General features: G+C 34.1%; 20 protein-coding genes, 3 tRNA genes and 2 rRNA genes (1 of these 25 running past the window's edge). 10 read left to right on the forward strand and 15 right to left on the reverse strand.

Going from position 1 to position 22,827, the window contains the following annotated elements:
* Positions 1-26 precede the first annotated feature (26 nt).
* The 6 genes from CELLY_RS11995 to CELLY_RS12020 form a co-directional block, all read right to left on the reverse strand.
* Positions 27-710 carry a P-loop NTPase family protein gene (locus tag CELLY_RS11995; RefSeq protein ID WP_013621948.1) on the reverse strand — a complete coding sequence of 228 codons (684 nt, stop codon included), beginning with the start codon at positions 708-710 and terminating at the stop codon, positions 27-29.
* 172 nt (positions 711-882) lie between these two features.
* Complete coding sequence (locus tag CELLY_RS12000; protein WP_013621949.1) at positions 883-1,404, reverse strand: hypothetical protein; 522 nt, start codon at positions 1,402-1,404, stop codon at positions 883-885.
* Between the two features lie 9 nt (positions 1,405-1,413).
* Positions 1,414-1,686, reverse strand: coding sequence for a helix-turn-helix domain-containing protein (locus tag CELLY_RS12005; RefSeq protein ID WP_013621950.1), 273 nt, complete (start codon positions 1,684-1,686; stop codon positions 1,414-1,416).
* Positions 1,687-1,866: 180 nt separating this feature from the next.
* Positions 1,867-2,700, reverse strand: coding sequence for an RteC domain-containing protein (locus CELLY_RS12010; protein ID WP_013621951.1), 834 nt, complete (start codon positions 2,698-2,700; stop codon positions 1,867-1,869).
* 109 nt (positions 2,701-2,809) lie between these two features.
* Positions 2,810-4,081: a site-specific integrase gene (locus CELLY_RS12015; protein WP_013621952.1), complete on the reverse strand. Its 1,272-nt coding sequence runs from the start codon at positions 4,079-4,081 to the stop codon at positions 2,810-2,812.
* 232 nt (positions 4,082-4,313) lie between these two features.
* Positions 4,314-4,387 (reverse strand) — tRNA-Arg (locus CELLY_RS12020).
* A gap of 82 nt (positions 4,388-4,469) precedes the next feature.
* Here CELLY_RS12020 and CELLY_RS12025 point away from each other — a divergent pair.
* Entirely contained in the window at positions 4,470-4,982 is a 513-nt protein-coding gene (locus CELLY_RS12025; RefSeq protein ID WP_013621953.1) for an adenine phosphoribosyltransferase, read from the forward strand.
* Here CELLY_RS12025 and CELLY_RS12030 read toward each other — a convergent pair.
* The gene (locus CELLY_RS12030; RefSeq protein WP_013621954.1) at positions 4,979-5,131 is read right to left on the reverse strand and encodes a hypothetical protein; all 153 of its coding nucleotides are present in this window, start codon (positions 5,129-5,131) and stop codon (positions 4,979-4,981) included. The genes CELLY_RS12025 and CELLY_RS12030 overlap by 4 nt on opposite strands.
* 575 nt (positions 5,132-5,706) lie before the next feature.
* Here CELLY_RS12030 and CELLY_RS12035 point away from each other — a divergent pair.
* The gene (locus CELLY_RS12035; RefSeq protein WP_013621955.1) at positions 5,707-6,642 is read left to right on the forward strand and encodes a calcium/sodium antiporter; all 936 of its coding nucleotides are present in this window, start codon (positions 5,707-5,709) and stop codon (positions 6,640-6,642) included.
* A gap of 87 nt (positions 6,643-6,729) precedes the next feature.
* Here the strand turns inward: CELLY_RS12035 and CELLY_RS12040 are convergent, their stop codons facing one another.
* On the reverse strand, positions 6,730-7,740 hold the full coding sequence (locus CELLY_RS12040) for a glutamine synthetase beta-grasp domain-containing protein (protein ID WP_013621956.1): 1,011 nt from the start codon (positions 7,738-7,740) through the stop codon (positions 6,730-6,732).
* 204 nt (positions 7,741-7,944) lie between these two features.
* On the opposite strand from CELLY_RS12040, the gene CELLY_RS12045 reads away from it, so the two are divergent.
* The 4 genes from CELLY_RS12045 (at position 7,945) to CELLY_RS12060 (ending at position 14,304) form a co-directional block, all read left to right on the forward strand.
* Positions 7,945-10,131, forward strand: a complete 2,187-nt coding sequence (locus CELLY_RS12045; protein ID WP_013621957.1) for a glutamine synthetase III family protein — start codon at positions 7,945-7,947, stop codon at positions 10,129-10,131.
* Between the two features lie 121 nt (positions 10,132-10,252).
* Positions 10,253-11,206 carry an acetyl-CoA carboxylase carboxyltransferase subunit alpha gene (locus CELLY_RS12050; protein ID WP_013621958.1) on the forward strand — a complete coding sequence of 318 codons (954 nt, stop codon included), beginning with the start codon at positions 10,253-10,255 and terminating at the stop codon, positions 11,204-11,206.
* A 168-nt stretch (positions 11,207-11,374) separates the two neighbouring features.
* Positions 11,375-12,925: a replicative DNA helicase gene (dnaB, locus tag CELLY_RS12055; RefSeq protein ID WP_034647037.1), complete on the forward strand. Its 1,551-nt coding sequence runs from the start codon at positions 11,375-11,377 to the stop codon at positions 12,923-12,925.
* 119 nt (positions 12,926-13,044) lie between these two features.
* Positions 13,045-14,304 carry a hypothetical protein gene (locus tag CELLY_RS12060; RefSeq protein WP_013621960.1) on the forward strand — a complete coding sequence of 420 codons (1,260 nt, stop codon included), beginning with the start codon at positions 13,045-13,047 and terminating at the stop codon, positions 14,302-14,304.
* A gap of 3 nt (positions 14,305-14,307) precedes the next feature.
* Here CELLY_RS12060 and CELLY_RS12065 read toward each other — a convergent pair whose 3' ends face one another.
* From CELLY_RS12065 to thrS, 7 genes are all read right to left on the reverse strand, one after another.
* Positions 14,308-15,105 (reverse strand): Cof-type HAD-IIB family hydrolase, encoded by a 798-nt coding sequence (locus tag CELLY_RS12065; protein ID WP_013621961.1) that lies wholly within the window; start codon positions 15,103-15,105, stop codon positions 14,308-14,310.
* Between the two features lie 104 nt (positions 15,106-15,209).
* The gene (locus CELLY_RS12070) at positions 15,210-15,596 is read right to left on the reverse strand and encodes a DUF4870 domain-containing protein (RefSeq protein WP_013621962.1); all 387 of its coding nucleotides are present in this window, start codon (positions 15,594-15,596) and stop codon (positions 15,210-15,212) included.
* Complete coding sequence (locus CELLY_RS17090; RefSeq protein ID WP_013621963.1) at positions 15,596-15,739, reverse strand: hypothetical protein; 144 nt, start codon at positions 15,737-15,739, stop codon at positions 15,596-15,598. The genes CELLY_RS12070 and CELLY_RS17090 overlap by 1 nt, the downstream gene beginning before the upstream one ends.
* 206 nt (positions 15,740-15,945) lie before the next feature.
* Entirely contained in the window at positions 15,946-16,290 is a 345-nt protein-coding gene (gene rplT / locus CELLY_RS12075) for a 50S ribosomal protein L20 (RefSeq protein ID WP_013621964.1), read from the reverse strand.
* Between the two features lie 96 nt (positions 16,291-16,386).
* The gene (rpmI, locus tag CELLY_RS12080) at positions 16,387-16,584 is read right to left on the reverse strand and encodes a 50S ribosomal protein L35 (protein ID WP_034647033.1); all 198 of its coding nucleotides are present in this window, start codon (positions 16,582-16,584) and stop codon (positions 16,387-16,389) included.
* A gap of 108 nt (positions 16,585-16,692) precedes the next feature.
* Positions 16,693-17,241, reverse strand: coding sequence for a translation initiation factor IF-3 (gene infC / locus CELLY_RS12085; RefSeq protein ID WP_075695343.1), 549 nt, complete (start codon positions 17,239-17,241; stop codon positions 16,693-16,695).
* Between the two features lie 39 nt (positions 17,242-17,280).
* Entirely contained in the window at positions 17,281-19,224 is a 1,944-nt protein-coding gene (gene thrS, locus CELLY_RS12090) for a threonine--tRNA ligase (RefSeq protein ID WP_013621967.1), read from the reverse strand.
* An 812-nt stretch (positions 19,225-20,036) separates the two neighbouring features.
* On the opposite strand from thrS, the gene CELLY_RS12095 reads away from it, so the two are divergent.
* The 4 genes from CELLY_RS12095 to CELLY_RS12110 all read left to right on the forward strand — a co-directional run.
* A 16S ribosomal RNA gene (locus tag CELLY_RS12095) occupies positions 20,037-21,556 on the forward strand.
* A gap of 114 nt (positions 21,557-21,670) precedes the next feature.
* Positions 21,671-21,744: transfer RNA gene (locus tag CELLY_RS12100), tRNA-Ile, on the forward strand.
* Between the two features lie 183 nt (positions 21,745-21,927).
* Positions 21,928-22,004: transfer RNA gene (locus tag CELLY_RS12105), tRNA-Ala, on the forward strand.
* Between the two features lie 215 nt (positions 22,005-22,219).
* A 23S ribosomal RNA gene (locus tag CELLY_RS12110) occupies positions 22,220-22,827 on the forward strand; it runs 2,217 nt beyond the window's last position.
* Together the 16S and 23S rRNA genes with 2 tRNA genes alongside form the textbook arrangement of a ribosomal RNA operon.

A 22,827-nucleotide genomic window follows, 5' to 3' on the forward strand; every position in this document is an offset into this window, starting at 1 on the left:
CCAAATAATAGAAGGTCATTAGGTTTTTAACCTCTTTTGTCTTTAGTGTTGCTATCAAAACTAAGTAGGTTGAACATAGACCGCATACGGGAGCGAACACGTTCTCCATAACGTTCTTCAATTTCTACAGCATTAAGATTTGTTGTAATATGAGTTAAGATATCTTTTTGTTTAAAAACCTCATATCTTGATATGAGAATTTCGCCCATTACATTGCAATCTTTACCGTAATGCCTTCCAATGTGCTCAACACCTAAATCATCAAAGCAGTATGCTTTATTATCGCTATAATCTTCAATCATTTTGAATCCTATACCATTAAAACCAAAAACGATATTGCGACACGGAATAAAATTGTAAGTTTTTTTATGAGGAACAAGATGAGGTAATAGACGCATCAGCGTCGTTTTACCACAACCTACTGGACCAGATAAGAGTATGCCTTTTTTAGTATCAATATTTAGTTTCTTACAATACTCGTGATCTTGAATGAAGTAGCTTGCCAGCTCAAGTAATAACTCGTGATCCTCTTTGTAGATTTTGAAATTCTTGCCGAAGCATAATTTCCCTTTTGCATCTAGGTAGTTAAGTATCTTAGGAAAATCGTAATTGATGGCTTTGCCATTAAAACTACCTAATTCAAACTGTGTGGCGCCTTCAATAAGTATGTGTGGTGCCTTTGGATTAAATATTGTTTCTGATTGCTTCATAGCGGTTGATTATAATCTTTGTTTCTAACTGTGTGTAGGTTGTCTCTGATTTGGGACTGCTGTTTATCATTTGTTTTCGCATCTCGACTGCGCTCGATATGACTTGTTCGAACTGATATTTCCATATGTTTCAGCATCCAATTTTTAGCGGAAGCGTGCCAATTTTCCATTTTTATTTTACACCTATTTTCCAACCGTTGGCTTGATAATGGTTATAGAATTTTTGTGCTTCTAATTGAGGCCAGTTTTCTTTTTTGAAAAAATCTAAAACTTCTAATTCATTTTTTGGAAGCTCCAGTTTATAACTGTTTTTTATTTGTTTATACTGTTTATTAGAAGGTACCAATGCTTGTCCTTGATTTGGCACACCTAAGTCTAGAGCTTGTTCAGAGGTTGTCTCGAATTTGAGCATCTTGATTACGGAACCTTTAAACGGATTATGCGATGGCATATAAATGAGATATTTGTAGTGGTGCAATTGTTTGGTGCATCTATGATAGGTTGATTTTGAGCCTATTTTAGACAATTGCATTACATCTTCTCGGTTTACGTGGAAACTTTCGCGAAAGCGATTATGGTTCCATATTTGAAAGAATGCTAAATATAGACTAATGTGTGTAGGGTTGAGTCTGGAATCTTTTTGGAACAAAGCAAATATCGCATTGAGATGTTTGATGTAATTAACGTCTGCCATTGTTTCATTTTAAGAAGCAACTTTGTTTTCTTGAAGAATACGAAGTATTTCTTCATACTCGTATAGAATAATTCCACCAATTTTTGTGTAGGGCAGTGTACCGTTGATTCTTAAGTTCTGTAATGTTCCTGGACTTATTTGGAGCATTTCCATCACCTCTGCCGATTTGAGGTATTTTTTGATTGCTGTTGGAGCTTTATCTTGAAGAAGTTTTTTGAGTTCTCTAAGAAGTTCTAGTTTAAAATCATAAAGATCGTCTGTGGTGAGAATTGATGTTGGCATTTGTAAAACTGTTTTAAAAGCAAAGTCATCAAGTTAATTGGTTAAAGATGACTTTGCATTGATTTGACTTTCGTTTTACAAAACTGGTAAGATTTATAATTTTTTGTTCGGTATGTGTTCGGTAGTACCGAGATAATTTAACATTTATGATGTTGTTAAAAATGAGCATTTATTTTGAATTCACTTAGCATTATCGAGGTCTATGCGCTTTTCTAGACTGCGTTTTAAATGGTCTAAAAATTTTGTGGTGTCTTTTTCGCGATTCTTGATTTCGGCATAGGTTTTATAGAAATTGTTTAGGTTTAAATCAAATAGTGTGGCGCAGACTTCGGCCATTTTACTTAATTCAGCTTGTCCGTTTCTGATGGCTCCTGCGCTATGTAGTGCATAAATAATTTCTACTAAATCAGTTTTAGACGCTGTCCAGGACAAGCCATTTAAAATGGCTGGACTGACTTCTTCAATAATGACATTTTCTTTCTTTTTGTTGAGGTATTCTAATTCAAGATCGTAATAGTTTGAAAGTAAATCATAACCAATTACTTGCGCAGCAAGATTGTCGTGACTGGTAGAAAATTCTGGATCTGTAAAATAATGAGAAGTATCTACTGGAAAGTCTAAGTTGTCTTTGCCGCGTACAAAATATATATGGTCTAGTGTATTATTGCATTGCCTGGTGTATTGGAAGAATTCTAAGTTTCGCATTTTATGTTTTTCTAGTTTATCTATTGTAGAATGAACATATTTAATTTGTTTAGTAATACTTGCGTTAGGTTTTTCAGCAATAAATCGTCTAACTTTTGAGAAGAATTTTATTCGTCCATTGATAAACGGTTTATCATATTTGAAAAAAGATATTTCTTCTTCTTGAGTGAAGAAGTTATCCTTGGTTCTTAAATTTTTTCTTAATTTATTTAATGTTTGTACGGAAAGGTTAAGACCGTCGTTAAGAACAGATAGATTTCTCAGGTTAGATTCTTCTATCTTAATGATTTGTTTTTTTGTAACGTTCAATGATTTGGGAAATGTGTTGCATAGGTTGGATTTAAAATTTATCCATTAAGCTATACAACACATTTAAAATTTCAAAATAGGAGTGAGGGAAGCAGGTTCTTGTAAAAACTCAACTGCTTGCTTTTGAGTTTTTTGCAACTGTGCTATCTTTTGATTTATTGAGTAAAACGTTTTTTAAGGCATTCATATCTGCACTTACTTTATTTTCAAGTACACGAGCATAAATTTGAGTTGTTGCGATTTTTGAATGACCTAAAAGTTTGGAAACCGTTTCGATTGGAACGCCGTTAGAAAGCGTTACAGTCGTTGCAAATGTATGTCGTGCCATATGAAAGGTTAGATTCTTATTAATGCCTACAAAATTGGCAACTTCTTTAAGAAACATATTGAGTTTTTCGTTTGTGAGTACTGGAAGCAATGAATTATTAACTGCTGTTACCGGATGATCTTTGTATTTGTTTACGATATCTAAAGCTTGCCCTAATAGAGGTACTTTGACTGTTGTATTGGTTTTCTGTCTTTTGGTCATTATCCAATAACCTCCGTCTATACCTAAGACTAAATGATTGGGTGTTAAGTTCATTATATCTACATAGCTAATACCAGTGTAGCAACTAAAAACGAATAGGTCGCGAACGCGATCTAATCGTTCAGAAATGAAAACCTTGTTTTCGAGTTTTTTTAATTCTTGCTCTGATAGAAATTCTCTGTTAGTTTTATCGTAAGTCATTTTCCATCTAACAAAAGGATCTTTGTCAATCCACTCTAAATGATAAGCTAACGTAACAACCTTTCGTAAACGTTGTATGTGCTTCATTCTTGTATTGTTGCCTAATGCTTTTGGGTGGCCAGTTGGCCAAACTTCAGATAGAAACAATTCAAAATGACTTAAGAATTCAAAATTGAGTTGGTTGAGGTAAATGTCTGTTGTTTTTCTTTTTTGCTCCAGGAACTTAAATACGTAGTTTTCTGTAATGCCAAAATTTCTTATGGAACCAGAAGCAAGTGTATTTGTAATTTTTTTACTGTGGTACTCAAAAATATTTTTAAGTGATTTTCCTTTGTTGTCAGCTTCACCTGTGTATTGTGCTTTAATAAGTTGAGCCGTAATAAGCTCTCCTTTAAATTTAAGGTCCTGGTAAATCTGGAAGAGTTGTGTGTAAATCTGATCTAAATACTGATTGGCGCTTTGAGCTTGGTGCGAATTGCCTCTGAGTTTTTTCTTTTTAGGATCCCAAAGATTTTGAGGCACACGTCTTTTTAAACTAATATTTGCTCTTTTTTTATCTACAGTTATTCTAGCGTAGATTAATACTTCGCCATTGATTGCGTTCTTTTGGTCTGCCCAAAAGAGAATTGAAAATGTGTGTGTTGACCGCATAGTTGTCGTCTTTAGATTAAACAAATCGTCTTGACGAAAGTCAAATCAACTATAGCAATACATTCAGCGCTTTTTGTGAAAGCGTCAGTTGAACTGACACTTTGAAAATTAACTGACGGATAACTGACATATTAAAGCAAATCATATCATTTTATATGTTGCTCTAAAAACCAGAAAACCACGTAATTCATAAGAATTACGTGGTTTTGATAAGAGTTTAAGCTCTTTAAAGTGACCTCGACAGGATTCAAACCTGTAACCTCTTGAGCCGTAATCAAGTGCGCTATTCAGTTGCGCCACGAGGCCGTTTTTGTTTAAATTCCTTTAAACGAGGGTGCAAATATATTTCTTTTTACTTTTACCACAAAATAACTAAAGAAAAAAATATATGAATTTTAAAGAATATATTAGAGATGTTCAAGATTTTCCTAAGCAAGGCATTGTTTTTAAGGATATTACTCCTTTGCTAAATAATGCAGAAATTTTAGAAAAAACTACAGATGCACTCTTAAATTTAGTAAAAGAGCAAAAAATAGACAAAGTTGTGGGTATGGAAAGTCGTGGTTTCTTCTTTGCAACACTTTTAGCAACCAAGTTAAAAGCAGGTTTTGTTCCTGTGCGTAAAAAAGGAAAATTACCTTTTAACGTGCTTTCTAAACCCTACTCTTTAGAGTATGGTGAAGATGCATTAGAAATACATACAGATGCCATTAAAAAAGGGGATAAGGTATTAATACATGATGATGTACTTGCTACTGGTGGCACCGCAAAAGCTGTTTGTGAGTTAATTGAAGAATTAGGTGGTGAGGTAGTGCAATGCAATTTTTTAATAGAATTAGACTTTTTAAATGGTAAAGATAAAATAGCAAATTATAATGTTGATTCTTTACTACATTATTAGTCTATAGCATTTGTAGTTACATAATAACGCCAACCTATTATGGCTAATTGTAATTTACTAGCTTTAGATAAGTCTAACTGTTTTTTACTGTAAGATGGTAATAGTAAACGGTTAATTTTAGCAAGAAACCTAAAAAGGGCTTTTTTCATAAAAGTAATTTCTGCAAATATATGGTAATACTTAAAAAGAATAAAGGTTGCATTATAGCAACCTTTATTGGTATATAGGCCTATATGATTCTTCTTAAAATAGTATTACAGTAATTGTGATAACATAGCTAAATAAAATTTCTGATAGAATAATCATAATTTGTAGTTTTTAAAGGTTAATAATTAGTTGTAAATAATCGATTATTCACTTAAGATAAATAGAAATTATACTCATTTGCAAATAAGTTGACTACTATTAATACAAGTGAATACACTATTTATAACTTTTAAATGTTAATTGTGTTAATATTCATATTGCATTCTTGAATAAAGTTTATATATGTAATCTTAAATTTAACTTTATATTTTAAATTGTAATATTTGTAGGGCTGTTTTTGCAATAATAAAAAAAGCAAGGGGCCTTTCATTTCCAAAAAAATACTTTATGTGGTTTTGGTTTATGTTCCCTTTTATTTTTAAGGATATTTTGGGGTGTTTTTAATAGTTAAAAAATATAATTTTACTAAAAAAGTATGTAGCATTCTAATTGTTATATTTGCTGCAAAAAATAGTATATGCTCAATTTGGTTTACATAATTATTGGTTTGGTTTTTTTAATAATGGGTGGTAACTGGTTATTAAAATCTTCTGTAGCATTATCATTAAGGTTGCAAATACCAAAAATTGTGGTGGGGATGACGGTAGTTTCTTTTGCAACATCTGCACCAGAACTAATAGTTAGTATAAAAGCAGCATTAGAGGGCTCGCCAGATTTAGCTTTAGGTAATGTAGTTGGTTCTAATATAGCTAACCTAGGTTTGGTACTGGGTGTTATAGTAATGTTAGGCAGTATAGATGTTCGTAAAAGTTTTTATACAACAGACTGGCCAATTTTAATGTTAGCCTCATTGGTATTTTTTGGCTTTATTTATTTTGATGGTGTTATAAAGTTTTATGAAGGGGTAATAATGGTGGCGCTTTTAATTGTATACATTGTGTATCTTATTAAGTTTCAAAAAACAGCAGTAGAAGATGAAGCGCCAGAGGATGATGTACCTTTGCCAACCTTTAAAATGTTATTGTTTTTAGCTCTTGGAGGTTTAGGCCTTTGGGGTGGATCAGAACTTTTGGTAAGCGGTGCAACAGGTTTAGCTAGGTTTTACAATGTTAGTGAAAGGGTAATTGGAGTAACTGTTGTATCTGTAGGTACCAGTATACCAGAGCTTGCTGCTTCTATAATAGCAGTAATTAAAAAAGAGAAAGCCATATCTTTAGGAAATTTAATTGGCTCTAATATATTTAACATTTTTGCTGTGCTAGGTATAACTGCATTAATAACACCTCTTAATGTTGTAGATAATACGTTGTTAAGTAATGATATTTTATGGATGCTAGGTTTTGCAATAATTTTATTACCTCTGGTATTTTTTCCAAAAGGTTTACGCTTAGGATGGCGAGACGGTATTGTGCTACTATCTGGATATATTGCTTTTGTATACTTTACCATTTAGTAAACAAGAAATAGTTAAATGAAGAATAAAAAAAATGCCTAAGAATAATCTTAGGCATTTTTAAAAACAATTAATTTAATTATATGCTTAAATCTTTGCAGATTTTACAGTCTTAATAATTCTTCCTGCAATTTTGTAAGGATCTCCGTTAGATGCAGGTCTTCTGTCTTCTAACCAGCCTTTCCAGCCTTTTTCAACTGTAATAATAGGTATTCTAATAGAAGCTCCTCTATCAGATATACCGTAGCTGAAATCTGTAATAGCAGCAGTCTCGTGCTCACCAGTTAAACGTTGGTCGTTAAACTCTCCGTAAACAGCAATGTGCTCTTTAGTAACAGGTCTAAATGCTTCACATATTTTCTCGTAAGTTTCTTTAGAACCACAAGTTCTTAAAATAGTGTTAGAGAAGTTTGCGTGCATACCAGAACCGTTCCAGTCACCTTTTACTGGTTTTGGGTGGTACTCAATATAGTAACCATATTGTTCAGTTAATCTGTCTAATAAATAACGAGCTATCCATATTTCGTCACCAGCTTTTTTAGCTCCTTTTGCAAACAATTGAAATTCCCACTGTCCGCTTGCAACTTCTTGGTTAATTCCTTCAAAATTTAAACCAGCTGCAATACATAGGTCTGCATGTTCTTCAACAAAATCTCTTCCGTGAGTGTTTTTACCACCTACAGAACAGTAATACATACCTTGTGGACCAGGATAACCACCTACAGGGAAACCTAAAGGCAATTGTGTATTCTTATCCATAATAAAGTACTCTTGCTCAAAACCAAACCAGAAATCGTTATCTTCATCATCAATACCAGCTCTAGAGTTAGATAAGTGAGGAGTTCCGTCAGCATTTAAAACCTCAGTCATTACTAAGTACCCGTCTTTACGTGCTGGATCTGGGTAAATAGCTACAGGCTTTAATAAACAGTCAGATGATCCTCCTTCTGCTTGTTGTGTAGAACTTCCATCAAAAGACCAAATAGGGCAATCTTCTAATTTACCGCTAAAGTCATCTTCTACTTTTGTTTTACTTCTTAAATTGGCAGTTGGTGTATAACCATCTAACCAAATGTACTCTAATTTTGATTTGCTCATAATGTTGATTGTTGTAATTTCATTAAAGATGCAGCAAAAATAATTTTTTTCATTGTATCTCCATAATTTTTATAGGGGTAATTGCTAAAATATTAGATGTAATTCTTAATACCCTTATTTTTTTAGGGGTAAATTATAAATTTTTTATTTTTATTCGGTTTAATTAGTAATTTTGTAATTCACACCACTTTTAAAATATATATAATGTCTATAGTAAGGTTTAATGCTGTTAGAGAAAGTTTGTCTAGAGAAAACTTTGTGATAAATGAAAAAGGTAGCAGATCTAAAAAATTTGGAAATCATGTTTTTAACGAGGAGAGAATGCTGCAATTTTTAACTAAAGATGCACTTGCAACCGTAAAAGATGCTATTTTTTCTGGTGCTAAAATAGATCGTAAAATTGCAGATCAAGTAGCAGAAGGTATAAAGTCATGGGCCATTACAATGGGTGCTACACATTACACCCATTGGTTTCAGCCACTAACAGGTACAACTGCAGAAAAACATGATGCCTTTTTTGATGTTTTAAGTGATGGTAGAGCACTAGAAAAATTTGGAGGGGGACAATTGGTACAGCAAGAGCCAGATGCTTCTAGTTTTCCTAGCGGAGGAATTAGAAATACGTTTGAAGCCAGAGGTTATACAGCATGGGATCCTACTTCTGCAGCTTTTATTTATGATAAAACTTTGTGTATACCTACCATATTTGTATCCTACACTGGTGAGGCTTTAGATAATAAAGCACCACTTTTACGAGCACTTTCTGCTGTAGATGAAGCAGCAACTGCTGTGGCTAAATATTTTGATAAAAATGTAACTAAAGTAAATGCAACACTAGGGTGGGAGCAAGAGTATTTTGTTATAGACAAATCTTTGGCATATTCTAGACCAGATATTGTACTTACAGGTAGAACTCTTGTTGGGCATCATGCAGCAAAAGGCCAACAGTTAGATGATCATTACTTTGGAGTTATACCTAGTAGGGTTTTAAATTTCATGAAGGAACTTGAAGTAGAGTGTATAAAACTTGGTATACCTGTAAAAACAAGGCATAATGAGGTTGCTCCTAATCAGTTTGAGCTAGCACCAGTTTTTGAAGAAGCAAACCTAGCCGTAGACCATAACCTATTATTAATGGACGTTATGGATAAAATTGCAGACAAGCACAATTTAAAAGTATTGTTTCATGAAAAACCATTTGCACATATAAATGGGTCTGGTAAACATAACAATTGGTCATTAGCTACAGATACAGGTACTAATTTGTTAAGTCCTGGTTCTACACCAATGAAAAATCTTCAGTTTTTAACATTCTTTATCAATACTATAAAAGCAGTAGATACGTATGAGGAGTTATTAAGATCTTCAATAGCATCTGCAAGTAACGATCACAGGCTAGGAGCTAATGAAGCTCCACCAGCTATTTTTTCAATATTTATAGGTACACAATTAAGCAGTGTGTTAGATGAGTTAGAAGGTGTATCTAAAGGTAAATTATCGCCAGAAGAAAAAACAGAGCTTAAATTAAATGTAGTTGGTAAAATACCAGAAATACTTTTAGATAATACAGACCGTAACAGAACATCTCCTTTTGCATTTACAGGAAATAAGTTTGAGATGCGTGGTGTTGGTTCTAAAACAAACTGCTCTAAACCAATGACCGTTTTAAATACTATTGTTGCAAAACAATTAATAGATTTTAAAAAAGAGGTAGATGAGCTTATAGATGATAAAAACTTAAAAAAAGACGAAGCTGTTTTTAATATATTAAGAGAATATATAAAAACGTCTAAAAGAATTAGGTTTGATGGTGATGGGTATAGTAAAGAATGGGAAAAAGAGGCCAAAAAGAGAAAGCTTAGCAATAATAAAACTACTCCAGAAGCTTTAAAGGTTTTAACATCTAAACAAAGTTTAGACTTGTTTAAATCTATGAATGTAATGAGCGAAGTAGAAGTTTCTGCCAGACAAGAAATTGAGCTAGAATCATACATTATGCACGTACAAATAGAAGGTCGTGTGTTTAATGAATTGGTATACAGCCATATTGTTCCTGCGGCTTTAGCATATCAAAATAAACTACTAAAAACTGTTCTTGGTTTAAAAGAAATTTATGGCAATAATTACAAGTCAATGGCAGCAGCACAATTAACCATTTTAGAGCAAATAGCAGAACATATAAATGAGATAAAAACAAAGACAGATACAATGACGCAAGCTCGTAGAGATGCCAATAACTTAAAAGACTTAAGTAAAAAGGCATTTGCTTATTGTGATAGTGTAAAGCCATTTTTTGATGAAATTAGATACCATAGTGATAAGTTAGAGCAATTGATAGAGAATGAGTTATGGCCGTTAACTAAGTATAGAGAACTGCTATTTACAAAGTAAAAATGAATAGTAAAAAGCAATTGCTTTTAGTTATTTTTAGGATTTTTTTAGATGTCTAATGGGGGAATTACATTAATATCATATATTTGTTTCTTGATATAAATCAAACCTATTTGAAAATATGGAATATTTAGACTTTGAACTCCCTATCAAAGAACTAGAAGAGCAGTTAGATAAGTGTCAGATTATTGGCAAGGAGAGTGATGTTGATGTATCTGAAACTTGTAAGCAGATAGAGAAAAAATTAACAGAGACTAGAAAAGATATATATAAGAATCTTACACCATGGCAAAGGGTGCAACTTTCTAGACACCCAAACAGACCTTATACATTAGATTATATAAATGCAATCTGCGGAGATACTTTTTTAGAGCTTCACGGAGACCGTAATGTAAAAGATGATAAAGCTATGATTGGTGGCCTTGGAAAAATTGGGGATCAGAGTTTTATGTTTATTGGTCAACAAAAAGGATTTAATACTAAAACAAGACAATACCGTAACTTTGGTATGGCTAACCCAGAGGGTTACCGTAAAGCTTTACGTTTAATGAAATCTGCAGAGAAATTTAATGTTCCTGTAGTATGTTTTATAGATACTCCAGGTGCTTACCCAGGTATTGAAGCAGAAGAACGCGGACAAGGAGAAGCTATTGCACGTAATATATTAGAAATGACTCGCCTTAAAGTACCAATAATTGTTGTTATAATAGGTGAAGGTGCTTCTGGTGGCGCATTAGGTATAGGTGTGGGAGATAAAGTGTTAATGTTAGAAAATACGTGGTATTCTGTAATATCTCCAGAATCTTGTTCTTCTATTTTATGGAGAAGCTGGGAATATAAGGAGCAAGCTGCAGAGGCATTAAAACTTACTGCTACAGATATGAAGAAATTAAAACTTATTGACGAAATTGTACGTGAACCAGCAGGTGGAGCTCATGCAAACAGAGATAAGAATTTTACAATTGTAAAAAACAAAATTATTTCTCATTTTGAAGATTTAAAAAAGTTATCACCAAAAGAATTGGTAGAAACTAGAATGGATAAATATGCTAGTATGGGAGTCTTTAACGGCTAACAGGCATTTTTATTCAAAATAATAGAAATCCAAAGACTTAGGCTTTGGATTTTTTTTGGTTATGAACACAAATTCGTAACTTATCAACAGGTCAATTGTTAATCACTAGTGAATATAACTATACCTATTATAAAGTTAACTAAACGTTAATTGCATACTTTAGCAGATATGGATAAGCCAAGCCCAGTATTAGGACATAAGATAGATAAATCTACAATAATAAATTTAGAGAAAGGAAAAATACCGCCACAAGCCGTTGATTTAGAGGAGGTTGTGATTGGCGCAATGATGATAGATAAAAAAGGTGTAGATGAGGTTATAGATATTTTACACCCAGATGTTTTTTATAAAGATGCCCACAAGCATATTTATGAAGCAATTTTTAAGTTGTTTGAATCTTCTGAACCTATAGATTTATTAACTGTTTCTACCCAATTAAAACAAGATGGTAAGTTAGAAGCTGTTGGTGGAGATTTTTATTTAATCAAATTAACCCAAAAAGTAACATCTTCTGCTCATATTGAGTTTCATGCAAGAATTATTCTTCAGAAATTTATACAAAGAAGTTTAATTAAAATATCTAATGAAATTATACAAGAGGCTTATGATGAGGCTACAGATGTATTTGATTTGTTAGATACAGCAGAATCTAAATTATATGACGTTACACAAGGTAACTTAAAACGTTCTGCAGAAACGGCACAAAATTTAGTTATACAAGCTAAAAAAAGAATTGAAGAGATATCTGGTAAAGAAGGATTAAGTGGTGTGCCATCTGGTTTTCATAAGTTAGATGAATTAACATCTGGCTGGCAACCAAGTGATTTAATTATTGTGGCCGCACGTCCTGGTATGGGTAAAACTGCCTTTACATTGTCTATGGCACGTAATATGGCAGTGCAGTCTCAAATGCCAGTTGCTTTTTTCTCTCTAGAGATGTCTTCTGTACAGTTAATTACAAGACTTATTTCGTCAGAAACCGGATTGTCTTCTGAAAAACTTCGTACTGGTAAATTAGAAAAACACGAATGGGAGCAATTAAACGTAAAGGTAAAAACCTTAGAGTCTGCTCCTTTGTTTATAGATGATACTCCTTCGCTTTCTATTTTTGATTTAAGAGCAAAATGTAGAAGATTGGCATCTCAGCACGGTATAAAAATGATTATGATTGATTATTTGCAACTTATGACTGCAGGTGGTACGCAAAAAGGAGGAAACCGTGAACAAGAGATTTCAACAATTTCTAGAAACTTAAAGGCGCTTGCAAAAGAACTTAATGTTCCAGTTATTGCACTTTCGCAGTTGTCAAGGGCGGTAGAAACACGTGGTGGAAGTAAAAGACCGGTTTTATCAGATTTACGTGAATCTGGAGCAATTGAACAAGATGCAGATATTGTATCATTTATATATAGACCCGAGTACTATAAAATTGATGAATGGGATGATGATGAGCATTCGCCAACACAAGGTCAGGGTGAATTTATTGTTGCAAAACACAGAAACGGTGGTTTAGAGAATATTAGACTTAAGTTTATTGGTAGTCAAGGTAAATTTGATAACCTAGATGATTTTGATTCTCCTTTTGAGTATCAATCTAAAATGAACGAAAATGAAGAAAACCCATTTTTAACTCAAGGCTTACCAAGTGCAAATGAAGCTTTTGGTAGTTCTATGAACGATGGTTTACCTCCAGAAGATGATAATGATGTTCCTTTTTAATTTAGGAAACATATAATATAATATGCTAAAAGCTAGTCTTAATAAATAATTTAAGACTAGCTTTTATGTTTTAAATGGCTAATTAAGTACCTTTAATAAAGTTAAAATTACCTAAACAAATGCGTAAGTATCTTCTATTGGCATCAATTTTATTTATTTCATTAAATGCATTGGCTTCTAATATCCTAATTCCTATGGATGCAGAAAGTCAAAAAAATCATTTAAAAGCATATGGTATTACCTATTGGGTGCTTGCCAAACAACAAAAAGTACAGTGGCTGCTAAATTACAGAGGTGGTTCTTTTTTGCTGCCAGATGGTGATGCAATACGTAAAGAATGCCAAATTAGAGGAGTTTCTTTTGAAGTTTTGTCTTCTGCTCAGGCAGAAAGTATTTTGGATGAAATAAGTAGTCCGTCTAAAAATCAAGATGCAGTTATCTTAGAAAAAGCACCCAAAATTGCTGTTTATTCACCTAAAGGTAATCAACCGTGGGATGATGCTGTTACTATGGTGTTAACCTATGCAGAGATTCCGTATGTTACTATTTATGATGAAGAGGTTTTAAGTGATAAATTGGCCTTGTATGATTGGTTGCATTTGCATCATGAAGATTTTACTGGGCAATATGGTAAATTTTATGGTAGTTATAAAGCAGCACCTTGGTATATTGAAAACAAGAAAAAATCCGAAGAATTAGCAAACAAGTTAGGATATTCAAAAGTATCTGAAGAGAAAAGAGATGTAGCTTTAAAAATTAAAAATTATGTGATAGGAGGTGGTTTTATGTTTGCAATGTGTTCTGCTACAGATAGTTTTGATATTGCTTTGTCTGCAGAAGGTGTAGATATTTGTGAACCTATGTTTGATGGTGATGCGTCAGACCCAAGTTATCAATCTCAAATAGATTATAAGAAAACTTTTGCCTTTACTAATTTTACGTTAGAACGTAACCCTTCTATTTATGAGTTTTCATCTATAGACATGACAAGAAAAAGACAAATAGCTAAAGAAACAGATTATTTTTCTTTAATGGATTTTTCTGCTAAATGGGATCCTGTGCCAACTATGCTTTGCCAAAATCACACATCTTTAGTTAAAGGTTTTATGGGGCAAACAACCTCGTTTAATAGATTTGAAATAAAACCTACAGTTTTGGTTTTGGGTGAAAATAAAATTAATAATGAGGCTAGGTATATTCACGGCATAAAAGGTAAAGGCTTTTTTACGTTTTATGGTGGTCATGACCCAGAGGATTACCAGCATAGAGTAGGGGATCCTAAAACTGAATTAGAATTACACCCTACTTCACCAGGTTATAGGTTAATATTAAATAATGTGTTGTTTCCTGCGGCTCGTAAAAAAAAGAAGAAAACTTAAGTGTTAGCTTTCTAAAAGCTTATCTAATATTGTCTCTACTCCAAATTCATCATTGCTTTTTGTACGGTAGTTTGCTGCTTTGGTAACATTTGGGTGTGCATTAGCCATTGCAAAACTAAAATCTGCGAGTGCTAACATTTCTAAGTCGTTATTAAAATCTCCAAATGCCATTGTTTCTGATGAAGATATATTAAACATATCTTGTAATTTTTTTAGAGCGTGCCCTTTGTGTGCATCGTTGTGAGACAGGTCTAGCCAATTCTCTCCAGATACTTTCACTTTTAGTTTAGACTCTAGATGTTTTACTTTTGGGTAGATATAGTTTTCAGAGCTCTCAAAATGATAAATAGCAATTTTTAAAATATCATCTTCATAGTTGCGTAAGCTATCTAAAACTTCGTATTCTGCATAATACTCTTTAAACTTTTCTTTAAACTCTTCAGAGTCTGATGCTATATAGGCCTTTTTTTTACCGCATAATACAGGGTAAACATCATCTATAGTGTCAATTAAATTTAGAAGCTCTGTAATTGTAGTGTTGTCTAAGCCTGTTTGCAGTAGTTCTTTATTTTTGTTTTTAGCAATAGCACCATTTTCTGCTATAACTAAAATATCATCTTTAATGCTATGCAATTTATCTATTATACTGTGGTATTGTCTTCCGCTTGCAGCTACAAAAAGAATATTATTCTCTTTTAATTTTTTAAATTGATTAAAAAACTTTTCACTAACCTCATGTTTAGAGTTTAGTAGTGTACCATCCATATCGGTAACTACCATTTTCACTTTTGATAAATCCATATTTATGCTAATTATAAGCTACAAAGATATCTTTAACTCTTTATAATCATATAAAATTTAGTTAAACATTTTGTAAATGGAAATTAAAAAAGAGATAAATAGGTTTAAATAAATTTAATACTCAACGGGTATTTGTATAGTCTTTTTTCAGAAGCAGCCATACCACCCATTATTGGAGTTATTATCATTAATAAAGCTAGTGCAATACCAACAAAAAATAGTATAAATAAAAATAAAATGCCTACAATGAATAATGATAAAAACATAGATATTAATAATAATACAAAAAATACCACGGAGTAAATTAGTACACTAATTTGAAAATTAATAACAGCTCTTCCATGAGCATCCATATCTTTCACTTCAGTCTTTTTAGAAGACCACATTATTATGGGTACAATAATACCAAACGGCCCTAAAAAATTTAGTAGTTGGGAGTAGTGCATTAAAGATATGTTGCTATAATCTTCAGGTAATTCATTGTTGAGCATTAGCTTTTATTGTGTTTGGTTCTACGTATTTCGTAAAACGTTAAAAAAGCTGTAATTAGTATGCAAATAGTAATGAAAATATATGGTTTTTGTTCGGTAAGGTTAATTAAGAAATCTGTCATTTCTGAAAATTCTCCTGTCATAATCGTTTCTTTCTTTAAAAATTTAAGTCATACATTAGATGTAAAACAGTTAAAAAGGTTGCTTGTATTAAGCAAAAAAATATTAGTTATAGTATAAAACTTATCATTAGTGTAAATGTTGTGGTGACTAAGCTAAAGTTTTCCTAAAAAAAAACCTGCTCTTAAAAGAGCAGGTTTTATTCACCTAAGCGAGATGAATTATTTTTTTATTTTACCTTGTTTACAATAGCTTTAAAAGCTTCTGGGTGGTTCATAGCTAAATCAGCTAAAACCTTACGGTTAAGCTCAATGTTATTAGCTTTTACTTTACCCATGAATTGAGAATAAGACATTCCATGTAATCTAGCACCCGCATTAATACGAGTAATCCATAAAGCACGGAAATTTCTTTTCTTAACTCTACGGTCTCTATAAGCATATTGCATTGCTTTTTCAACCGCATTTTTAGCTACTGTCCAAACGTTTTTACGTCTTCCAAAGTAACCTTTGGCTTGCTTCATTACCTTTTTTCTTCTGGCTCTAGAAGCAACTGAATTTACTGATCTTGGCATAAATTTTAATTTTTTTTGTAGTAGGCGGCCTTAATTAAGACACTTTGTTTTTAAGCCTAACTCCATGGTTAATAATAATTACCGTAAAGAGTTTAATTACTTTAAACGTAATTGCTCTTTAATACTTTTTACATCAGACTCATGTACTAATCCGCTATGAGTTAATGCAAGCTTACGCTTTTTAGATTTTTTTGTCAAAATGTGACTCTTAAAAGCGTGCTTTCTTTTTATTTTACCTGTACCTGTAAGCTTAAAACGCTTCTTAGCACTGGATTTAGTTTTCATTTTAGGCATTTTTCTCCTATTTAATAAATTAAATACCGAAAAAACTCCGGCATTTCTCGCTTAGTATTCCAAACTGTTACATTTGGTTTATTTTAAAACACTTAATTACAAGTATTCTTATTTCTTCGTTTTAGGAGCTAAAAACATTGTCATCCTTTTACCTTCTAACTTAGGCATTTGCTCCACTTTTCCTAGTTCTTCTAGTTCTTGTGCAAGACGTAACAACAATATTTCTCCTTGATCTTTATAGACTATAGATCTACCTTTAAAAAATACATATGCCTTTAATTTAGCACCATCTTTTAAAAATTTCTCTGCGTGTTTTTTCTTAAACTCATAATCATGATCATCAGTTTGTGGTCCAAAACGAATTTCTTTTACAACAACTTTAGACGCTTTGGCTTTCATAACCTTTTCACGCTTCTTTTGCTCGTATAAGAATTTCTTGTAGTCTATAATTTTACACACAGGAGGGTCTGCTTTTGGTGAGATTTCTACCAAATCTAATTCTAACTCCTCTGCTTTTGCTAAAGCCACTTTTGTTGAGTATACACCAACCTCTACATTATCACCAACTAAACGTACATTAGGTACTTTAATATCGTTGTTGATATTGTGCGGATTCTTGTTCTCTCTTCTCGGCTGCGGCCTAAATCTCTTTCTAATTGCTATAACTAATAATTTTTAGATTAAACTTCTATTTTTTTAAAACGACTTTAAGGTACTATTTATTTCGCTAGTTACCAAGTCACTAAAATCTTTTATTGAGATAGAGCCTAAATCTTCACCTCCGTGTTTACGCACAGATATAGTGTTTGTAGCCTCTTCATTCTCGCCAATGATAATCATAAAAGGGATTTTATTCATTTCAGCTTCCCTAATTTTCTTACCAACCGTTTCGTTTCTGTTGTCTAGCAGGGCGCGAATTTCGTCATTTTCTAATGAATTTAAAACTTTTTTCGCATATTTCTCATATTTCTCGCTAACTGGTAGTACAATTGCTTGATCTGGTATTAGCCATAATGGGAAATTACCACCTGTATGTTCTAATAATAAAGCAATAAAACGTTCCATACTTCCAAAAGGAGCTCGGTGTATCATTACTGGTCTGTGATCTTCATTGTCACTCCCTTTATAAGTTAAATCAAAACGCTCTGGTAAGTTATAATCTACCTGTATTGTGCCAAGTTGCCAATTTCTACCAAGTGCATCTTTAACCATAAAGTCTAGCTTAGGGCCATAAAAAGCTGCTTCACCACTCTCTATAACGTAGTCTAAGCCTTTTTCTTTGGCTGCATTTATAATTGCATTCTCAGCTTTTTCCCAGTTTTCAACACTACCAATATATTTGTCGGGATTGTTCAAATCCCTTACAGATACCTGAGCTTTAAAGTTTGTGAAACCTAAAGAATTTAATACATATAAAGATAAATCTATAACATTTTTAAACTCTTGATCTAATTGGTCTGGTGTGCAAAAAATATGCGCATCATCTTGTGTAAAACCTCTAACACGTGTTAGTCCGTGTAACTCACCACTTTGTTCATATCTATATACTGTACCAAATTCAGCAAAACGTTTAGGTAAATCTTTATAAGAGTGTGGTTTAAAATTAAATACTTCGCAATGGTGTGGACAGTTCATAGGCTTCAATAAAAACTCTTCATCCATTTTAGGAGTCTTTATTGGTTGAAAACTATCTTCTCCGTACTTAGCGTAATGTCCAGAAGTAACGTATAGTTCTTTTTGTCCTATGTGCGGAGTTACCACCATTTCATAACCGGCTTTTTTCTGTGCTTTCTTTAAAAAGTTTTCTAAACGCTCTCTTAAGGCAGCACCTTTTGGTAGCCACAATGGTAAACCTGCGCCAACTTTTTGAGAAAAAGTAAACAGTTCAAGTTCTTTACCTAATTTTCTATGATCTCTTTGTTTAGCTTGTTCTAATAATTCTAAGTATTCGGTCAATTCCTTTTGTTTAGGGAAAGATATACCGTATATACGAGTAAGCTGAGGCTTATTTTCATCACCTCTCCAGTATGCTCCTGCAACACTTAGTATTTTTATTGCTTTTACAATGCCAGTGTTAGGTATATGTCCGCCTCTACATAAATCTGTAAACGTATCATGGTCACAAAAAGTAATTGTGCCATCCTCTAAATTTTCAATTAACTCGGTTTTGTATTCGTTGCCTTGTTCCTTGTATAAGGCTAGGGCTTCATCTTTAGTAACAGAACGTATTTTAAAATCATGCTTTCCTCTGGCAATTTCAATTGCTTTCTTTTCTATTTTAGGAAAATCTTTATCAGATATAGATCTGCCTTCTCCTAAGTCAACATCATAGTAAAATCCATTTTCAATAGATGGTCCAATAGTTAATTTAACCCCAGGATATAATTCTTCAATAGCTTGTGCAACTATGTGTGAAGATGAGTGCCAAAAAGCTTGTTTGCCTTCAGTATCTTTCCAAGTATATAAAACTAAGCTACCATCTTCGGTTAATGGTGTTACGGTTTCTACCGTGGTATCATTAAATTTAGCAGAAATAACATTTCTAGCAAATCCTTCGCTAATGCTTTTAGCAACGTCCATAGGAGTGCTTCCTTCGGAAAATTCTTTTAAAGTACCGTCTGGTAAAGTAATTTTAATCATACCTAATATTAATATAAGAATACAAAGATAATATCTTGTTGTCACCCTAACAATAATAAAGTAGATATTTTATATTAAATTAATGGCATATATGTTATCAGTGTAACGCCAAAGTAATTTACATTATATATAAGGTATACGTGTGTATTGCTTTTCTGTATTTCTTTATCCCTACAATCGCCTTTTTAGCGGTAAAGTAATATTGTTTTAGGTTAGTTTTCAATAATAAGCTTAGGCTTGGTAAAAAAATAGGTTAAAAGTGTGTTGTTTTAAGTGCTTGAAAAATAGGGTTCTAAAGCATAAAATAAAAATACTTTAAAAAAAGAATCAAAAAAGCCTTGTGGTGTTTAAAAATGGGAGTATATTTGCAGCCGCTAACGGGGAAACAAGCAGTTGTAAAGTTAGCAAAGTTCATTGATTCAGTTGTAAAATTAGTATAATATAAAGGTTAAAAAATAAGTAACTAAAAGCTTGTTTTGTAGCAATTAAAAATACTATTTTTGCATTCCCAATTTGCTAGGGTTGTCAAAGCGAAATTAACAGTAAAATAAATTAAATTTTTATTTTGTCAGTTTAAAAAAACGTTTTACATTTGCAACCGCTTTCAAAGAGGGTAAAGCGATAAGAAATTTTGGAATGATTTGTTATTAAAAATCAACTAGTTCGAGTCTAGTATTTCTACAAGAATTAAAAGTTCATTTGACATATTGAAGAGACAGCAAAATAATGCTACTTGTAGTATTATTGGATTAAAAAAAGAGAATGAGTTTAGTTTAGGACGATTTTAGGTTGTTAAGAATATTTACAAAACAACGATGAAGAGTTTGATCCTGGCTCAGGATGAACGCTAGCGGCAGGCTTAACACATGCAAGTCGAGGGGTAACAGAGGAGCTTGCTCTTGCTGACGACCGGCGCACGGGTGCGTAACGCGTATACAATCTGCCTTACACTAAGGGATAGCCCAGAGAAATTTGGATTAACACCTTATAGTTTATTTTTATGGCATCATTTAAATAATAAAGTTTACGGTGTAAGATGAGTATGCGTCCCATTAGTTTGTTGGTAAGGTAACGGCTTACCAAGACTACGATGGGTAGGGGCCCTGAGAGGGGGATCCCCCACACTGGTACTGAGACACGGACCAGACTCCTACGGGAGGCAGCAGTGAGGAATATTGGACAATGGAGGAGACTCTGATCCAGCCATGCCGCGTGCAGGAAGACGGTCCTATGGATTGTAAACTGCTTTTATACAGGAAGAATAAGGACTACGTGTAGTCTGGTGACGGTACTGTAAGAATAAGGACCGGCTAACTCCGTGCCAGCAGCCGCGGTAATACGGAGGGTCCGAGCGTTATCCGGAATTATTGGGTTTAAAGGGTCCGTAGGCGGGCTGTTAAGTCAGGGGTGAAAGTTTGCAGCTCAACTGTAGAATTGCCTTTGATACTGATGGTCTTGAATTATTGTGAAGTGGTTAGAATATGTAGTGTAGCGGTGAAATGCATAGATATTACATAGAATACCGATTGCGAAGGCAGATCACTAACAATTGATTGACGCTGATGGACGAAAGCGTGGGTAGCGAACAGGATTAGATACCCTGGTAGTCCACGCCGTAAACGATGGATACTAGCTGTTTGGGTTTCGATCTGAGCGGCCAAGCGAAAGTGATAAGTATCCCACCTGGGGAGTACGTTCGCAAGAATGAAACTCAAAGGAATTGACGGGGGCCCGCACAAGCGGTGGAGCATGTGGTTTAATTCGATGATACGCGAGGAACCTTACCAGGGCTTAAATGTAGATTGACAGGTTTAGAGATAGACTTTCCTTCGGGCAATTTACAAGGTGCTGCATGGTTGTCGTCAGCTCGTGCCGTGAGGTGTCAGGTTAAGTCCTATAACGAGCGCAACCCCTGTTGTTAGTTACCAGCACATTATGGTGGGGACTCTAGCAAGACTGCCGGTGCAAACCGTGAGGAAGGTGGGGATGACGTCAAATCATCACGGCCCTTACGTCCTGGGCCACACACGTGCTACAATGGTAGGTACAGAGAGCAGCCACTTAGCGATAAGGAGCGAATCTATAAAACCTATCACAGTTCGGATCGGAGTCTGCAACTCGACTCCGTGAAGCTGGAATCGCTAGTAATCGGATATCAGCCATGATCCGGTGAATACGTTCCCGGGCCTTGTACACACCGCCCGTCAAGCCATGGAAGCTGGGGGTACCTGAAGTTCGTCACCGCAAGGAGCGACCTAGGGTAAAACTGGTAACTAGGGCTAAGTCGTAACAAGGTAGCCGTACCGGAAGGTGCGGCTGGAACACCTCCTTTCTAGAGAAAGACGACCGTTACATATTAGTTTATGTAGTAAGAATTTAGTTTATCTAGATTTATTTTCTTTTTTCGCTGTCACTTCAAAATATTAAGATACAACAACTAAGATTGAGTCCCATAGCTCAGCTGGTTAGAGCGCTACACTGATAATGTAGAGGTCGGCAGTTCGAGTCTGCCTGGGACTACTAAGTAAAGCTTATCAAGAGTAAGTGTTACAAAAGTAGTCAAGGTAAAACAAGAGGCTATAGTTATTTTAGTTTGGTTGTATTGAGATAGCATTATAAACGTAATGTAAAAAGGAAATTCTGGAAGTTGAGTAGTAGTTGGCAGTACTAACTACAAGCTACTATATACTACTTTTAGTATATGGGGGATTAGCTCAGCTGGCTAGAGCGCCTGCCTTGCACGCAGGAGGTCATCGGTTCGACTCCGATATTCTCCACCATGCAATTCCTGGAGATAATTAATATTATCATCCAGTGTATTGTAATCGAGAGCATAGATAATTTAATTGTCTGTTGCGATTCGTAATAACGTTCATTGACATATTGGGACATTGTGTATAATTACCACAGGGGTAATTATCACGATAAGAAATAAAAAGAATACGAAATAGAGAAGAGCAAGAGGCTATTAGATGGTATGTAAAACATCTAGTAGTGACAAGTTACAAAAGGGCGTATGGGGAATGCCTAGGCTCTCAGAGGCGAAGAAGGACGCGATAAGCTGCGAAAATCTGCGGGGATCAGCACATATGATATGATCCGCAGGTATCCGAATGGGGCAACCCGGCATATTGAAGATATGTCATCTCGAAAGAGAAGCAAACCCGGAGAACTGAAACATCTAAGTACCCGGAGGAGGAGAAAACAAAAGTGATTCCGTTAGTAGTGGCGAGCGAACGCGGATTAGCCCAAACCAATATTGTTTCGGCAATATTGGGGTTGTAGGACCACGATATTTGGTGTGTTATGAATTAGAATACGTTGGAAAGCGTGGCCATAGCAGGTGATAGCCCTGTATAAGTAAAGACCATTACCGATAGTGGTATCCTGAGTAGCACGGGGCACGTGAAACCTTGTGTGAATTTGGCGGGACCATCCGTTAAGGCTAAATACTCCTGAGAGACCGATAGTGAACCAGTACCGTGAGGGAAAGGTGAAAAGAACCCTGAACAAGGGAGTGAAAAAGATCCTGAAACCATACGCTTACAAGCGGTCGGAGCCTTTAGGGGTGACGGCGTGCCTTTTGCATAATGAGCCTACGAG

This window comes from Cellulophaga lytica DSM 7489 (genome assembly GCF_000190595.1).
Lineage (GTDB): Bacteria > Bacteroidota > Bacteroidia > Flavobacteriales > Flavobacteriaceae > Cellulophaga > Cellulophaga lytica.

Excerpts from the sequence above, each read along its gene's own strand:
- CELLY_RS11995 (WP_013621948.1), bottom strand. The coding sequence starts at position 710 with ATGAAGCAATCAGAAACAATATTTAATCCAAAGGCACCACACATACTT.
- CELLY_RS12065 (WP_013621961.1), bottom strand. The coding sequence starts at position 15,105 with ATGGATTTATCAAAAGTGAAAATGGTAGTTACCGATATGGATGGTACA.
- CELLY_RS12060 (WP_013621960.1), top strand. The coding sequence starts at position 13,045 with ATGCGTAAGTATCTTCTATTGGCATCAATTTTATTTATTTCATTAAAT.
- rpmI (WP_034647033.1), bottom strand. The coding sequence starts at position 16,584 with ATGCCTAAAATGAAAACTAAATCCAGTGCTAAGAAGCGTTTTAAGCTT.
- CELLY_RS17090 (WP_013621963.1), bottom strand. The coding sequence starts at position 15,739 with ATGACAGGAGAATTTTCAGAAATGACAGATTTCTTAATTAACCTTACC.
- dnaB (WP_034647037.1), top strand. The coding sequence starts at position 11,375 with ATGGATAAGCCAAGCCCAGTATTAGGACATAAGATAGATAAATCTACA.
- CELLY_RS12040 (WP_013621956.1), bottom strand. The coding sequence starts at position 7,740 with ATGAGCAAATCAAAATTAGAGTACATTTGGTTAGATGGTTATACACCA.
- CELLY_RS12035 (WP_013621955.1), top strand. The coding sequence starts at position 5,707 with ATGCTCAATTTGGTTTACATAATTATTGGTTTGGTTTTTTTAATAATG.
- CELLY_RS12005 (WP_013621950.1), bottom strand. The coding sequence starts at position 1,686 with ATGCCAACATCAATTCTCACCACAGACGATCTTTATGATTTTAAACTA.
- thrS (WP_013621967.1), bottom strand. The coding sequence starts at position 19,224 with ATGATTAAAATTACTTTACCAGACGGTACTTTAAAAGAATTTTCCGAA.
- CELLY_RS12025 (WP_013621953.1), top strand. The coding sequence starts at position 4,470 with ATGAATTTTAAAGAATATATTAGAGATGTTCAAGATTTTCCTAAGCAA.
- CELLY_RS12070 (WP_013621962.1), bottom strand. The coding sequence starts at position 15,596 with ATGCTCAACAATGAATTACCTGAAGATTATAGCAACATATCTTTAATG.
- CELLY_RS12030 (WP_013621954.1), bottom strand. The coding sequence starts at position 5,131 with ATGAAAAAAGCCCTTTTTAGGTTTCTTGCTAAAATTAACCGTTTACTA.
- CELLY_RS12050 (WP_013621958.1), top strand. The coding sequence starts at position 10,253 with ATGGAATATTTAGACTTTGAACTCCCTATCAAAGAACTAGAAGAGCAG.
- CELLY_RS12015 (WP_013621952.1), bottom strand. The coding sequence starts at position 4,081 with ATGCGGTCAACACACACATTTTCAATTCTCTTTTGGGCAGACCAAAAG.
- rplT (WP_013621964.1), bottom strand. The coding sequence starts at position 16,290 with ATGCCAAGATCAGTAAATTCAGTTGCTTCTAGAGCCAGAAGAAAAAAG.
- CELLY_RS12045 (WP_013621957.1), top strand. The coding sequence starts at position 7,945 with ATGTCTATAGTAAGGTTTAATGCTGTTAGAGAAAGTTTGTCTAGAGAA.
- CELLY_RS12000 (WP_013621949.1), bottom strand. The coding sequence starts at position 1,404 with ATGGCAGACGTTAATTACATCAAACATCTCAATGCGATATTTGCTTTG.